The sequence below is a fragment of the Paenibacillus sp. FSL M8-0212 genome (assembly GCF_038004645.1).
Classification (GTDB): Bacteria; Bacillota; Bacilli; order Paenibacillales; family Paenibacillaceae; genus Paenibacillus.
Genome location: NZ_JBBORP010000001.1, coordinates 1,137,966 through 1,153,878, shown reverse-complemented (window position 1 = coordinate 1,153,878; position 15,913 = coordinate 1,137,966). Strand labels below are relative to the sequence as shown.

The following is a 15,913-nucleotide window of genomic DNA, read 5'->3' as shown; positions in this document are numbered from 1 at the left end:
AAAAAGACTGTTCAGGACATTTGTCCATGGATTATAATGTAAGAAAAAATAACACGAAGAGGGATCGCCATTGCGAAATGACCGTGTGTTTACGATCAAAGATATCCTTGCACGTCCGGTATTTGGCCGAGCACGACTAGCAGCAGGGAAGGATGGAGTGAACCGTCAAGTTGGCTGGGTTCATGTATTGGAGATTACCAATGTATCTCCATTCGTAAGCCCTCATGATCTTATTTTATCCACTGGACTGTGGCTTCAATCGGAAGAAGGGCGCGAAGAGTATCTGCTTCAGCTCATTGGCAGTGAGGCAGCGGGGCTATGTGTGGAGTTTGGTACCAGCATATACGGAATCCCGGAAGAACTGATTGAACTGGCGGACAGACACCAGTTTCCGCTGATCGTGTTTGAACAACCGGTCCGCTTTGTCGAGATCACACAGGATATTCACTCTCTGCTCATTAATCATCAGCATCAACTGCTGAAAAGTCTCGAAGCATACTCCCGTCAGCTTCAGCAACGAACATTACAGAGTACGGATATGTCTGCTGTGCTGAACCTGCTGCATGAGTACGCTGCCAAACCGGTGGTGTACATTTCGTCTATGGAGCCGGGCAGTTTTGTGCCCGAACTTGTTCCGGAGATGGAACAGGCCATCTATACCTGGTATGAGCAAGAGGTAGAACATCTGGATTTGAATGATTCAGATACCGAATTATGGTTCCACATGGACGAAGAGAAGGCTCTGTTGTGTCATCCGGTCGTCTGTTTTGGCCAGGTATTTTCGGCTGTAGGCATGATTGTGCATCCCGCAGCTCCAGTGGAATATCTCAAGCTGTTGCTCGATTATACGGCGAAGGCGGCGGCAGCGCTTACGCTTCGTTCCCAGTTTCTTGAAGAGAAGATGGTCCGCAATCAGAATGAACTGATCCAGGATCTGATGAATGGCAACATCCATCAGGAGGAACAGGCTCAGACCCGAATGGGGCTTCGTTTACTGGTGAAGGGACAGTATTGGTTTGCTGGAGGGGTTATAGAGATTGAGCATCGGTTGAAGGGTACAGGCCGGGAGCGAATGGAAGCGAATCATCAGGATGTTCTTGTCCTGCTGCGTTCCCTGCTCAAGAAGAACAATCTGCCTAGCCTGATTATGCTGAAGAACAATCAGGTATATCTGTGCTGTGCGAAGGAAGCGGTATCGGCTGCTGCACGTCATCAACTGCTGCGATTGCTGGAAGGGATTGCCCAGGACGTGAAACGGTTTGCCAGTCGTAACTTGAAGCAGGTTATGATCCATGTGGGATTTGGCAAGTTACGCAGCCGTTTGACCAGCCTGCCGGAGAGCCTTCAGGAGGCCTATCAGGTGATCGAAGTTTCGAGATCGGTAGATCCGATGGAACATGTTCACTTTTACGAACGTATGGGTATATATCAAATGTTAAAGGCGTTACCCCAATCCTTTCTGCAACCCTTTGTCCAGGATCACCTGGGTATGTTGATTGAACATGACCAAACGCATCACCTGCGATTGGTGGAGACGTTGGATGCTTACCTGCAGAACTTTGGTTCCAAGCGCGATGCGGCCGCCCAGTTATTTATTCATCGGCAAACGTTGTACAACAGACTGGAGAAGCTGGAAGAACTGATGGGTCCAGGTTACATGGATCAAGGGAGAAGAATCTGTCTGGAGATGGCGCTGCTCGCGCACACGATGATCGAGAATGGACAGTGGCAATCCTCTTGATGAGGTGAAAGGGATGCAACACAGACTGTGCATCGATCTTACACTACCTTGTGCACAGTCTAGCAGTTTTTACTAATCCGCCGGGTATGTTGTAATGAAGCAGGCAGGCGTTGCAGGGTGGAAGTGGAGCGTCGGCCCCGATACAGCTTCGTTTGACCGGAGGAAGGTGCCAGTGATAATGAAGAAGGAGCAGCCAGCCGATACGGGGGTGACGACCGGTCGGGACGTCCTTCCTGTTCTGCTTCATTGTTCTCCATTGAAATGCCACTTTGGTGCAGCCATTCATTAAGTCGTTTGGGATTGATTCCAAGTTGTCCGCTCAGATTACAGATATCGAGGTTTATTCTCACACAAATCCGCCTTTCCTGGAATATCGGGCTGGTAGTAGGGTATGAAAGGGAAGCATGAATTCGAGATCAGTAAATGCTCATATGCATGTTGGCTGTGCTTGATCGGCGGAATGATTCATTAAGTTAAGAAAAAGCGTGGAGGCGTCTATATACCGTGTTAAACGTTTCCATGTCCGCTGTTTTGAATATTTACTATAAATTGGCTTTTAACAAGATTCTATCACTTCACACCCAATTGCGCGTCTCAATATAGTCTCAATTTTGTGAGAAAATAGAATCAATTTCATAATACCTTCAGCTGCTTCAATCAAAGGTGGATATAGATCAAAACGATTCAATTTGTCTATATCTAGTTACAAAATTGATAGTTTACTGAGTTATGAAATTGATTCAAAAAATATATTAAAAGTACCAGTATCTAGTACGGAGGACATATATGGGAAACAGTAGTGAGGCTCAATACGACAAATATGTTGAGGATGGCAAACGTTTCATTGGTCGAGCCAAGGAACTGAAGACACTGGAGCGGTGGTTCAATCATCCGGAAGCCCCATTAACCATATTTTCAATTACGGGCATGGGAGGCATTGGTAAATCTTCCTTGCTTTCAGAGATGTTATCTGTCTCTCGGGATCGAGGTGCGACGGCAATCTGGATGGATGGTCGATCATGTGGGGCGACTCCTTCCGTCTTTATGGATTATCTGTCCTCTACATTAGGATTGGAAACAATGGATAGTGAAGGATACCCGCGGCCATTGAGTCTGCTGAGAGACTCATCGATTGAGAAGAGATTGGTCCTGGCCGTGGATAATTATGAAGAGCTCGCTCTGTTAGAAAGCTGGTTCATGGAAGTCTTTGTATCCAAACTTCCGTTAAGAGGGATACTTGTCATTCTTGCATCACGCCCGGAACTGGCATCCACCTGGCGGACACATCCCCGATTACATCAGAGATTTATACAGATGCGGCTTCAACATTTTACAGTTGATGAGATTACGGAATACATCACGGTGGCAGGCTTTCTGAATCAAGGGATGGCAGGTACCATTACGAGAATGACCGATGGACATCCGCTGGGGCTGGCCCTTGCTGTAGAAGCTGCAGATCAGAGGAGGAATCTTCCGCAGTCCGAATGGGCTGAACTGTCACATATGATCAGTGCTCGATTATTATTGGAACTTACGACACCCCGTCTGCATCCCGTAGTGGAGGTACTAACACTGCTTGAGACAGCCAATCAGGAATTATTATCATCAGTACTGGATATGACCGTGACAAAAGAAGAGTACCACATGCTGAGACAGATGTCGTTTATCCGTTCCGGCCCGGATGGTCTTGCCCTGCATGATATGGCCAGAGTACATCTACTACGAGATTTTCGCCAGCGTGAGCCTCATCGGTTGCAGACCATGCGTATCAAGATTGTGAAGCTGCTGAAACCACTGCATGAGCAGGCGGGTCCACATGAGCGTCGCCAGATCGCCCGGAAGATGCTGTTGCTCTGTCAGGAATCCATGCTTCAATACCGCAAGTACGCAGATGTGTCCCGTGATTCCTTGTTCTCACCTCTCGAAACGATGAGAAGCGAGGATCTGCCCGTTCTGCACAGCCTGTTACAGCAATGGTGCGAGTACAGCGTGGAACCATGGCAAGCCGCATCCTATGGTCCCTTCCTGGATGAACTGGCACATCGTTATCCCGAAGGAATCGTATTAATGCGTGACAAGCTTGGGGAGACAATTGCCATGTTCATTACCGTCCTTGTACATAGGGAGAGTAGTGAGTTGTTACTAAAATATTTTCCAAATGAGATGTATGAATGTTTCACACCACAGGAACTTGAGAATGACCCGGATCAGAGTGATACGCACTTTGCTTTGCTGGCTGCGGCAAGAGATGATGTGCCTGGTTATACACGAGAAGAACTGGTGGGATACATGGCACTGGATCGACTATCTCTACTGGGTGATGGTGCGCGAGCGATACTTGTTGCAACGAATCCTCATTTGAAACTGTTTTTGCAGAGCATTGGATTCCAGATGCGAAGAACCCGCACCCGTGTCTGTGACAGATTCGAGGACCGGGCGGACGTACTTGATTTGGATTTGCGTAGTGGGCAATTCGGAGAGTGGGTCATGTCTCTGCTTGATCCGGAATCAACAGAAGATCGTATACAGCCGGAAACAACGGAAGTGGATGGTGTAATCTGGACTGAACAGGATGTTCGCAAGATGTTGGGGGATCTTCGTTCCCCGGGAGAATTGCATGAATATGCTGGCAGGGTTAGAGGAGTAAAGGATGGAATCCAGTTACAGCTGTATGTCATGGATCTGTTGGAAGGCAGAGTACATGGCCTATCTCCGCAGGATCAGATGCTGTTATACGCGGCCTACTGGACGCATGCTGGCAATCCAACTGCCGCAGCCCAGACGTGTTCCATGAGTCGGGCGACATTCTATCGCCATCTCAGAACAGCACTGACTCGCTTGACGCGGATTTTGTAGGGTTCTATTCGTTCATCATACCGATCATAACGACAAGAAGAGGCTGGTCATAGACCGAGCCTCTTCATGCGATTGTAGAGCGTTGCCCTGGAGATGCCGAGTTGTTTGGCGAGTGTTCGTTTGTTGCCACCTGCTGCTTTCAGATATTGAATTAGAAGTTTCGCCTCATAAGTATCCAATTTTTGCTGGTAGGTAACGTTGGAGACAAGTTCGGAATCATCTGAATGATCTAATTCGTCAGCATTTGCAGCCGTTCGAGGTTCTTGTTCTGGTTCTGCTCCCGCCAAATCCTGACGTTGTTGATTTTTGCTGTAGGCATGTGAATGAATGCCAGATATCAGTTGAACTTCGGACTGTTCTTGCATGATGAGGGAGGTAAGGGTATCAGGCAGGTATTCCTGCTTCACCTCACCATCTGTCGTCAGAATGGTCAGGCGTTCTATCACATTTCGTAGTTCACGTACATTGCCTGGCCAATCATATTGGAACAGTAACTTGAACACTTCAGGTGGAACCAACTCAATATGACGGTTATAGAGCAATGAGAATTCTTGAAGGAACGTCTGGGTTAATTCATATATATCTTCCTTGCGCATGCGCAAAGGAGGGATGACAAGGTTAATGACATTCAGCCGATAGTAGAGATCTTCCCGGAATTGATTGCGGGCAATCATACTTAATAGATTCTGATTGGTCGCAGCGATAATCCGGCAGTTGGCCTGTTTCATGCGCGTTCCCCCCACAGGAAAGTAACTCCTCTCCTGCAACACCCGAAGCAGTTTCACTTGCAATTCCAATGGCATCTCACCGATCTCATCCAGAAAAAGAGTCCCCCCTTCGGCAAGCTCAATCTTACCCTTTTTGCCTTTGGGATCCGCGCCGGAGAACGCGCCTTTCTCATAGCCGAATAATTCACTTTCAAACAATGAAGCAGGAATTGCCCCACAGTTAATAGCGATAAACGGTGCAGTCTGCAATTCACGAAGATCATGAATGGCTTTGGCGAATAACTCCTTGCCTGTGCCGCTCTCTCCGAGGATAAGTACGGTTGCTGAGGTGGTACTGATCTTGCGAATGGTCTCTAAGCACTGCTTGATGACTAAGCTGCTGCCCTTGATTCTGGCGAATGGATCTAATTCGGGACGTAGCCGAGCAACGGCTTTCTCCAGATGCTGGACTTTGGAAGTCATATGTAATAGTTCCTGATGTAATCGGATTTCGGTTGTTATATCCACTTCAGCAGCAACTGCACCCACAATATGTCCATCCAGTTGGACAGGACGAGCGTTAATCAGGGCGAACAGGTCGGGCCTTGGCTGATGCTGTTTGCGGTAGACCGTTTCACCGGTATACAACGTCTTGAGAGATTGTAGCCGATCTGGAGGAAAAAAGTCCGCTGCGGGTTGTCCGATGATGTCTTTTTTGCTGATCGAAAAAACATGCTCCGCGCCAGTTGTCCAGTAGGCCACCTTGGCGTCTTCATTAATTAATGTCAGAGCTGAACCCGCTGTCTCCAGTGTGGTCTCAAAATAAGCTTCTATTAAGCGATGGGCATGCATCATGGCATGCAAAACATCGGATACGGCGATATATCCCAAAAGGGGTCCATCATCCTGAATGAATAGATAAGAAGATGTGTCGAATAAGGAGATGGCATCTACCAACGATGTTGATGACGGAATGGTAAGTGTGGGGAGGTCTGTATCCAGAACATCCATATCCGTACGCAATAAAGACATTAATTCTGGAAGTAAATGTTTCATCGATATCACCTCAGTTAGAACATAACTTTTGGAAACGACTTCTTTTACACGAGTTACTTACAAAGTAATCTACATATGAAATGACTGGAGAATGATGGTTACCCATATTATAACTTTCCAAATGAGGTGTGTATATATTTTTTGACATGAAGCATACATGTTGTCGGTATAGAAGAGATCAATGTTGAATTTTCATTTATTTTATTCCCTTTTACTATTATTTAAAGGAATTAATGCTAATTTGTATAGACCATTTAGTGGTTGAGGTGAGGGTTAAGTTATTAAAATTGACATTTAAAAAAACAGATTAAACGGTTATTTCTCAATATGCTACACGGGCAGTTGAAGTGATTATTCATATAAAACATGAATTGTCCACACCATTAAGAAACTTCTGAATAATGCTATATGAAGGCTCAATCCGCATGAAGAAGAATAAAGGAGGGTGATGAAATGACCATTCTATCAACTGGGCCCATTGAGAATAATATTTCAGGGATAACAGGGATCAGACCGACTCAATCCGTTACGGTCAAAATCGATAACCGGAATGCGACAGATATGTTCACAGTGCTTCTTATGGGCTATTACCTTAATGGGGTCAGGACGTTATATGTAGAAGAACTGCTCAATGTGTTGCCTAATCAGGTCATTACCAAAAATTATTATGGCAATTTTGATGCATTCGAGTTTGTATTTTCAACAGCAGACACGGCTGCTCCAGAAGCACAAATATCCGTATGGGGCAAAAGTGCCCAAGGTGGATTAGTCGCGGCTCACCGATTGGTATCCCAAGAGTTACTGGGAGAAACGCTGAGCACAACGGGTGTAACTGGAGCCACAGGAGCGACGGGCATTACGGGAGTAACGGGAAGCACCGGGGCCACTGGAGTGACAGGAGCGACGGGTATTACGGGAGCAACGGGAAGCACCGGGGCTACTGGAGTTACAGGAGCCACGGGCGTTACGGGAGTAACGGGAAGCACCGGGGCCACTGGAGTGACAGGAGCGACGGGCGTTACAGGAGTAACGGGAAGCACCGGGGCCACTGGAGTGACAGGAGCTACGGGCGTTACGGGAGCAACGGGAAGCACCGGGGCCACTGGAGTGACAGGAGCCACGGGCGTTACGGGAGCAACGGGGGGCACCGGGGCTACTGGAGTGACAGGAGCCACGGGCGTTACCGGAGTCACAGGAGCAACAGGCGTTACGGGAACTACGGGTGTGACAGGAACCACAGGAGTTACCGGAGCAACAGGTATTACAGGAGTTACGGGAGTTACGGGTGTGACGGGAGCTACTGGAATTACAGGAGCTACGGGTGTTACAGGGACCACAGGAGTCACGGGAGCCACAGGAGCCACAGGAGCCACAGGAGTCACAGGAGTCACAGGAGTCACTGGTGCAACTGGAGCTACGGGACAAGGTTTATCCTCATATGCTTATATTTTTAATACTTCAGCTCAGACTGTAGCTACCGAAGCGGACATAACCTTTGATAGTAACCAAAATCTCACTAATATTACTCATACGCCCAATACAGCTGCGATTATTATTGGTAATGCCGGGGACTATGCGGTGTTTTTCAACGTTGCAGGTGTGCAGGCAAACCAATTCACACTTTATCAAAACGGAGCCCCTGTAGGTGGCAGTGTCTATGGCTCAGGAGCTGGGACTCAACCGAATCCAGGCATGGTCATTATTACCGCTGCTCCCGGTGATGTGCTGACATTACGGAATCATTCCAGTGCATCAGCTGTTGATCTGCAAACTCTGGCAGGCGGAACACAGATCAATGCCAATGCCTCGATTCTTATTCAACAATTAAGTAGTTAAAAGGCTTTTCGAGCTTGTAATTTTAATTAATAAATGGGTGTGTCCAGATAAATGGACATTTAAAATTGGGGATGCTAATTTTTTAGACATTAAGAGAAGAACCGGAGAAAAGGAAGGTTGGATATTCTTCTGGTAAGTGTCACCCATACAGAAAAAAACCATGTGCCCAGAAAGAAAGAGGCAGCATGGTTTTCTTTTGTCTTTTTTCATATATATTGATCCAGCTGGAAAATAATTATCTGAACATATTCTTAACGACCATCCAGAGATTAGCCGGTTTTTCGGCCAAACGGCGGGTATAGTACGGATACCACATGGTGCCATAAGGTACGTAACAGCGAATGCGATAGCCTTCTTTGGCGAGACGTTCCTGTTCGCTCATGCGCAGACCATATAACATCTGAAATTCAAAGGCATCCGGAGAGATTCCCCGATCCTTGGCGTATTGTTTCGTCCAGTTAATGATGTGATCATCATGCGAGGCAACCGCAGTGTATACACCCTGATCGAGGTGATTACGAATCATCGTTTTGAATTGATGAATGACTTCAGAAGCATTCTGATAGGCGACTGATGCGGGTTCTTTGTAAGCACCTTTAACCAGACGAAGCCTAATGCCTTCCCGAATCATATCGCGTGTATCTTCTTCGGTGCGATGAAGGTAGGCTTGCAATACTGTGCCTGTATTATGCAGTCCTTCCGAGTGCAGTCTTCGAACTATATCCAGCGTTGCTTGAGTAAATGGACTATCCTCCATATCAATTCGGACAAATAGATCATGCAATTTGGCTTGTGCGGCAACGGTACGGATATTTCGATAGCCCTCTTCCGGGTCTAGTGCAAGGCCCATCTGGGTTGGTTTCAGCGAGACGTTGGAGTCTGCTCGTTCACGTGCAATGCCTTCTACCAGTCGTACATACTCATCCCTGTATAATGCCGCTTCGCTCAGACGGGTGATGCCTTCCCCCAGATGATCGAGCGTAGCCATAATGCCTTTGTTATTGAGTATGCGGATCTCTTCGAGAGCTTCTTCCAAGGTGTTTCCTGCAATAAACTTTCCTGCCAGCTTCTTACCATATCTGATGGACAGGTTCTCTACAGCTTTGTTGCCTGCCACGGTTAATAAGGTTTTGCGATATATTTCCGTTCCCACACTCATCTTCGGTTCCTCCTTCAGCATTGTGCATCCTTAATTCAAGCAAGAAACGTGCCAGAACCAGCAAGATTCAATGTTTTTTATTTTTCAGCGAAAAATATTTCAGTTCCAACCAGAGTTGGCACGGATTTTGCTACATATATTTGGTGATGAGTAACATGCAAAATAATTCAGGCGAGCAGCCAGCGAATCCCACATCCTGAAGGAGGAATCATTGATGAATATCCCTTTTGTTAACGAACCATTCACACCCTTTGCGGTCCAGGCGAACCAGGAAGCATTTGAAGACGCACTTCGTCAGGTAGAAGCTGAACTTGGGCAGGAATACCCGATTATTATTGGTGGGCAAAAAATAACAAGCAGCCGCACGTTAACTTCCGTGAATCCCGCAGCCAAGAATCAAGTTGTCGGAACGATCCATCAGGCAGATCAGGAATTGGCCGAAAAGGCTATTCAGATAGCTGCGGAGACATTCCACACATGGAAACATACCGACCCGAATGAGCGGGCTCGTTATCTATACAAAGCAGCTGCCATTATGCGTCGTCGCAAGCATGAGTTCTCCGCATGGATGGTCTATGAAGCCGGCAAGACCTGGCCTGAAGCCGATGCGGATACAGCGGAAGCCATTGATTTTATGGAATTTTATGCACGGGATATGCAGCGACTGAGTGAACCGCAGCCCCTCGTGCGGATTGCAGGGGAAGATAATGAACTGAGTTATATACCGCTGGGCGTGGGTGTTGTCATTCCACCTTGGAACTTCCCACTGGCGATTATGGCAGGCATGACCTCTGCTGCACTGGTCTCCGGCAACACGGTGGTATTAAAGCCTGCCAGCACAACTCAGGTGATTGCCGCGAAGTTTATGGAGCTGCTCGCAGAAGTTGGCCTGCCGGATGGCGTCGTGAACTTTTTACCAGGACCAGGCAGTGAAGTGGGCGATTACCTCGTGGATCATGCGCTCACCCGGTTTATCAGTTTCACCGGTTCCAGAGACGTAGGACTGAGAATTAATGAACGTGCAGCACGTACAGCACCAGGTCAGAAGTGGATTAAACGGGTCATTGCAGAGATGGGCGGCAAGGATTCCATCGTTGTAGACAGTGACAGTGATCTGGAACTCGCGGCAGAGTCCATTACCGCTTCGGCATTTGGTTTCTCAGGACAGAAATGTTCGGCGTGTTCTCGTGCCATTATTCATAAGGATGTATATGATGAAGTATTGCAAAAAGTGATTGAACGGACACAGAAACTGACGATGGGCAGTCCACTCGAAGTTGGCAGTCAGGTTGGGCCGGTTATCGATGACAAGGCATATGCAAAGATCACGGAATATATTGAAATTGGCAAGGGTGAGGGGCGTCTTGTGCACGGTGGCGGTACTGGGAACGTTGAAGGTTATTTCATTGAACCAACCATAATTGCCGATGTGGACCCGAAAGCCCGAATTGCTCAGGATGAGATTTTTGGACCTGTGCTTGTGTTCATCAAAGCAGAATCCTTTCAGGATGCATTGGATATCGCGAATAATACAGACTATGGTCTGACCGGCGCGGTGATCTCACGTAATCGTGAACATCTGGAACAGGCAAGACGCGAGTACTTTGCGGGTAATCTGTATTTCAACCGGAAATGTACCGGAGCACTGGTAGGCACGCATCCATTTGGCGGATTTAACATGTCAGGCACAGATTCCAAGGCAGGTGGAAGAGACTATCTGTTGTTGTTTACCCAGGCGAAGCTGGTATCGGAGAAATACTAGACAGAAACCCATGATCTGATTAAAAACTTCTTACATTTGCTTGAATAGTATGCTATTATCCCTGCAAATCCTTTTGTTCGTATAAGAAACACAGATGTTTATTACCGAAGGCATAAGGAGGGTAACGGATGTTAGGTGTTCAGTTGGTACAGGAACAACGTATTCGGCTGTCCATCACGCCGGAGATGAAACAATCCTTTCATTTGCTAACCATGTCTGGCCAGGATCTGACTCGTTACTTGCTGGACGCAGCGGAGGAAAATCCAGTACTTGAACTGGAAGAACAAGCTGCGCCCCTCGCCCGGATTCCGCGGCGAATGGATCAGCGCAGGTATGATTCCTACGATCCGCTGCTTCAGGCCAAAGGTGCTGAACCTACTCTGGAACAATTGCTGATTACGCAAATTCGAGTGATGACACTTCCAGACGAATTGGAAAATATGGCGGTATATTTGGCAGGATGTGTAAATGATGATGGTTATCTGACGGTTGAACTGGCAGAAGTGCAAGCAGTTCTTCAGCTTCCGATGAGCAAGATTGCTGCAGGACTGGAGCTTCTCCAATCGCTGGACCCTGCTGGTGTAGGGGCGCGGAATCTGCAAGAATGTCTGTTGCTCCAGATCAGACGTGATCCATTGGCTGTTCAGTACGCTGAACGTATGGTGGAAGCCGGATTGGAAGCACTGGTTCCTTTTCACCCAGGTAGAACAGGACGTCGATTAGGCATGACTTCGCAAGAAGCTCAGGTTGCCTACGACTATATTACACGTCTCGACCCCAAGCCCTGTCGATCCATCGGATGTACAGAACGACCACATTACATTATTCCGGATGCCATTGTTGGGTTGCGTAACGGTGAAGCCTATTTTAACCTGCATGCAGCAGGTAACCCTCGTGTATCGATGAATGAATCGTGCTTCCGCTGGATCAGGGAAGAGGCTCCGGACGCAATCTGGTCTACGCGCGTGGCAGAGGCGAGGGCTATCATTCGGAGTGTACACTTGCGGCGCAGGACTTTAGTGCGTGTGCTGGCGGCCGTGATGGAAGAGCAGAAGCACTTTTTGGTCAAAGGCCCATCCGCGCTAAAACCGCTTAATCTGGGTGTTATTGCAGAGAAGATTGGCATGCATGAATCAACGGTAAGTCGTGCGGTGAACGGTAAATACATTGAGACCCCACATGGTGTATATGAACTCAGGGCTTTTTTTGCCTCGGGAATCAGTACAACGTCAGGGGATAAAACATCGGCATCAGCGGTAAAACGCAGATTAAAAGAAATCATTCGCATGGAACAGGCTCAGCGTCCATACTCGGATAGTCATTTGGCCACACTGCTCGCCGAGGAGGGGGTTGTCATCTCCCGCAGAACGGTTGCCAAGTACAGGGAGGAACTTCAGATTCTGCCTTCCCTTGAGCGTAAACGGTGGATTTAATTGAATAGCTGGCGTCTTATCATCTCTGAATACAAGAACCCCCGCAAACCGGATGAATGGTCTGCGAGGGTTCTTGTTAATTATTCGTTCGTGTTTGGGTTGCTGCATCAGTTTTCCTGATTACCTACAAACGTTCCATATTACGCAAGAAGTGTTCTCCGGCAATCCCTGGTGTAGTCATCTGTTCCGGATGAAGAATCTCTTCCAGTTCTTCCGGTGTCAGCAGTCCGCGTTCCAGGATAATCTCCTGCAAGGAAAGTCCAGTCTTGAGCGCTTCCTTCACGATGGAAGCTGCCACATTATAACCTAAGTGCGGGTTCAACGCTGTAACCACACTGAAACTTTGCTTCATGATTAATTCGCAGCGTTCACGGTTAGCTTCCATCTCTTCCACTGCATAACGTGTGAACACATCGATGCCGTTATTCATAATTTTCAGCGATTGCAGCAAGTTGAACGCAATAACTGGGCCCATGACATTCAGCTCGAATTGACCGGCTTCACACGCCATACAGATCGTATGGTCGTTCCCCATCACCTGGAAGGATACCTGGTTAATGACTTCCGCCATAACCGGGTTGACTTTGCCCGGCATAATGGACGAACCTGGCTGACGTGGTGGCAGGCGCAGTTCATTGAATCCTGCACGTGGACCTGAAGCCATCATGCGAATATCATTACAGATTTTGGACAGGCTGACTGCACATACCTTCAGCGCCGCTGAAAGTTCCAGATAGGCATCCGTGTTCTGCGTTGCATCCACGAGATCCTCAGCAGTTTGCAGGGGCAATCCGGTAACATCAGACAGGTGCTCTGTAACCTTAACGATATATTCGGGTTTGGCATTAAGTCCAGTACCTACCGCAGTTGCACCCATGTTAATGGTAAGCAGGCGGCGATTGGCGAATTCAAGACGCTCGATATCCCGTCCGATGACGCGGGCATAAGCACCGAATTCTTGTCCAAGGCGAATAGGCACGGCATCCTGAAGATGGGTACGGCCAACCTTAACCACATCGTTGAATTCCACTTCTTTTTTATGGAACGCCTCCTGCAGTCTTTTCATGGTAGCGAGTAACGTCTCCGACAGTTGGTACGCCGCAATACGCAGTGCTGTAGGTACCACGTCATTGGTAGACTGGGACATGTTTACATGATTATTGGGATTGCAATGGAAGTAGTCTCCCTTGCTTTTGGTTAACAGTTCCAGCCCGCGGTTGGCCAAAATTTCGTTCATATTCATATTCATGGAGGTGCCTGCACCGCCCTGAATGGAGTCTACAATAAAATGATCCAGATGATGGCCTTTCATCATTTCTTCAGCCGCCATGACGATCACATCGCCAATCTTGCTCGGCAGCATCTTCAACTCCATGTTGGTAATCGCTGCTGCCTTCTTCACCGCAGCCAGAGCCGTGATCAGCTCCCGGTGTACCGGAACGCCGGTAATCGGGAAGTTTTCCACGGCCCGTACCGTCTGAATTCCGTAATAAGCATAAGCCGGGATTTCTTTTTCACCGATAAAATCTTTCTCCGTCCGTGTGGACATAGTAGACATCTCGTTCGCCTCCAGTGGCATCAATAAAAATAGTTCGGCTCCAGCGTTGCTGAAGCGCACTCAGTATATCATTTAAGCAAAATGGATGCCAATCTAAATCATTTGGCCTCTTGTGCCGATAATAAATAAAATTAGGGATATTAAATGGAATATTATTCAATTTTTAAGAAGGGGAGGGGTAGCCAAGCTTGTCTTATACATTATGCGCTTTATGGTAGAGAAGTCATGCATGAACGGCAACTATGGGGGAAATAGAACGTTTTCAGTGATGTATATCACATGAAATTTGGTACTTGATTGGTAAAATAGGAAAAAAGGACTACGGGGTGTGCACATGAAATGGACTTTAGGAGCAAAGACTGTCGCAGGTCTGGTACTGATTTCGATTATTACCTACGGAACTAGCGGCTTTTTTATATTTTTTGTCAAAGACTGGGTTACGTTAGATATTCCGAATTGGGTATACATATCGATTATCCTGATCATGGGAGTATGCTGGAACGGGATTCTGGGATGGTTTGCCTCACGCTGGCTGACTCGTCCAATCGTTCACCTGTCCCGGGCTGCACAGCAGGTTTCAGCGGGTGATCTGACAACCGAAATTCCGCAGCGACGCACGCAGGATGAACTTACAGTATTATATGATGCTTTTCGCGCAATGGTTTCTAACCTTCGAAGCATTGTAAATGATATTGCAGACAGTACAAGAACGACCTCACAGAACGCACAGTCTCTGAGTGAAGCGATTACCCAGGCCGCCGAACAGATCGAGATGATGTCGGATGCGGTGGATCATATTGCGGTAGGCGTAGAAGAGCAGAAGGTCACTTCCCATCAATCTCTGATCACTGCGGATGAGATGCTGAACGATTTCCAGCGTATGCATAGCCAGTCCATGGACATGACAGAGATGTCCGGTCAGATGGAACGATCGGTGGATCATACAAAACAGACTTTCTCATCGTTGATGAAAGGGATGGACGAACTGGCCGAGTCGCACAATCGTTCTCGCGACATTATGCTGTTGTTGGAGAAGGAAGCCTCCGATATCGAGGTAATTACACAATCTGTCAAAAATATTGCTGAGGAAACAGGGCTACTTGCCCTGAATGCTTCCATTGAGGCTGCGCGAGCTGGCGAAGAAGGTTCTGGCTTTGCGGTTGTGGCGCAGCAGATTCGTAAGCTGGCAGACGAGAGTAAGGAATCGGTGCATCGTATTAATGAGCTGATTAGTCGTGTTCAAGAGCGGATCAGGGAGACGGCACAACTGTCTCATGAGCAGCATGGTCTCGTGGTTAATGAATCGGAGCGGACCGTCTCTGTGGATCAGACGTTGCATGAACTGACAGGAACAGTGGAAGTATTTATGAAGGGTGCGCATGATATCGGCTCCAAGATTGCAGAACAGACCGGTCGCGTGGAGCAAACGCACGGTCATGTGAAGAAGATCCAGGGGAAAGCAGGATCGTTCTCGGATGAGGCGAGACGAATTATGGATGCCGCACACGAAGAGACAGCCATCATGGAGGAGATTTCATCCTCGGCTGAAGAACTGAGACAATTAACCGATCGGTTATTGGACAAAACCAAAGCATTCCGGATGCAGCCTTAAGCTGTGTTCGGGATTTTTTTTGTTTTTGGAGAACAGTTTTGGCATGAGAATTTGCTTATTCTGGTTAAAGCCGAACGTTCTTTCGTGAAAATGAAAATTTGTAAAGATTATTTTATGAAAGATTAACAAATTCGCAACTTGCAGGCGATAAATGAAGATATAATAGGATTATCACAACAGATAAAGGAGCCCA

General features: G+C 47.5%; 10 protein-coding genes. 6 read left to right on the top strand and 4 right to left on the bottom strand.

Annotation, left to right across the window (positions count from 1 at the left end; all coding sequences use genetic code 11):
* Nucleotides 1-70: 70 nt before the first annotated feature.
* Complete coding sequence (locus tag MKX68_RS05270; protein ID WP_338591649.1) at nt 71-1,741, top strand: PucR family transcriptional regulator; 1,671 nt, start codon at nt 71-73, stop codon at nt 1,739-1,741.
* A gap of 59 nt (nt 1,742-1,800) precedes the next feature.
* Here the strand turns inward: MKX68_RS05270 and MKX68_RS05265 are convergent, their stop codons facing one another.
* Nucleotides 1,801-2,091: a hypothetical protein gene (locus MKX68_RS05265; protein WP_340909717.1), complete on the bottom strand. Its 291-nt coding sequence runs from the start codon at nt 2,089-2,091 to the stop codon at nt 1,801-1,803.
* A 436-nt stretch (nt 2,092-2,527) separates the two neighbouring features.
* On the opposite strand from MKX68_RS05265, the gene MKX68_RS05260 reads away from it, so the two are divergent.
* Complete coding sequence (locus MKX68_RS05260; RefSeq protein ID WP_340909716.1) at nt 2,528-4,597, top strand: nSTAND1 domain-containing NTPase; 2,070 nt, start codon at nt 2,528-2,530, stop codon at nt 4,595-4,597.
* A 47-nt stretch (nt 4,598-4,644) separates the two neighbouring features.
* Here MKX68_RS05260 and MKX68_RS05255 read toward each other — a convergent pair whose 3' ends face one another.
* Complete coding sequence (locus MKX68_RS05255) at nt 4,645-6,360, bottom strand: sigma-54 interaction domain-containing protein (protein ID WP_340909715.1); 1,716 nt, start codon at nt 6,358-6,360, stop codon at nt 4,645-4,647.
* A gap of 453 nt (nt 6,361-6,813) precedes the next feature.
* Here MKX68_RS05255 and MKX68_RS05250 point away from each other — a divergent pair, with 453 nt between their 5' ends.
* Nucleotides 6,814-8,196 carry a collagen-like protein gene (locus MKX68_RS05250; protein ID WP_340909713.1) on the top strand — a complete coding sequence of 461 codons (1,383 nt, stop codon included), beginning with the start codon at nt 6,814-6,816 and terminating at the stop codon, nt 8,194-8,196.
* Between the two features lie 235 nt (nt 8,197-8,431).
* Here the strand turns inward: MKX68_RS05250 and MKX68_RS05245 are convergent, their stop codons facing one another.
* A complete protein-coding gene (locus tag MKX68_RS05245) occupies nt 8,432-9,355 on the bottom strand; it encodes a proline dehydrogenase family protein (RefSeq protein WP_340909711.1) in 924 nt (307 codons plus the stop codon).
* Between the two features lie 214 nt (nt 9,356-9,569).
* Here MKX68_RS05245 and pruA point away from each other — a divergent pair, with 214 nt between their 5' ends.
* Nucleotides 9,570-11,117 (top strand): L-glutamate gamma-semialdehyde dehydrogenase, encoded by a 1,548-nt coding sequence (gene pruA, locus MKX68_RS05240; protein ID WP_340909709.1) that lies wholly within the window; start codon nt 9,570-9,572, stop codon nt 11,115-11,117.
* Between the two features lie 128 nt (nt 11,118-11,245).
* The gene (rpoN, locus tag MKX68_RS05235) at nt 11,246-12,550 is read left to right on the top strand and encodes an RNA polymerase factor sigma-54 (RefSeq protein ID WP_340909707.1); all 1,305 of its coding nucleotides are present in this window, start codon (nt 11,246-11,248) and stop codon (nt 12,548-12,550) included.
* 124 nt (nt 12,551-12,674) lie between these two features.
* On the opposite strand, the gene MKX68_RS05230 is transcribed toward rpoN, so the two are convergent.
* Nucleotides 12,675-14,108, bottom strand: a complete 1,434-nt coding sequence (locus MKX68_RS05230) for an aspartate ammonia-lyase (RefSeq protein WP_338591666.1) — start codon at nt 14,106-14,108, stop codon at nt 12,675-12,677.
* Between the two features lie 334 nt (nt 14,109-14,442).
* Between MKX68_RS05230 and MKX68_RS05225 the strand changes: the two genes are divergently transcribed.
* Entirely contained in the window at nt 14,443-15,720 is a 1,278-nt protein-coding gene (locus MKX68_RS05225) for a methyl-accepting chemotaxis protein (RefSeq protein ID WP_036672371.1), read from the top strand.
* Nucleotides 15,721-15,913: the final 193 nt, after the last annotated feature.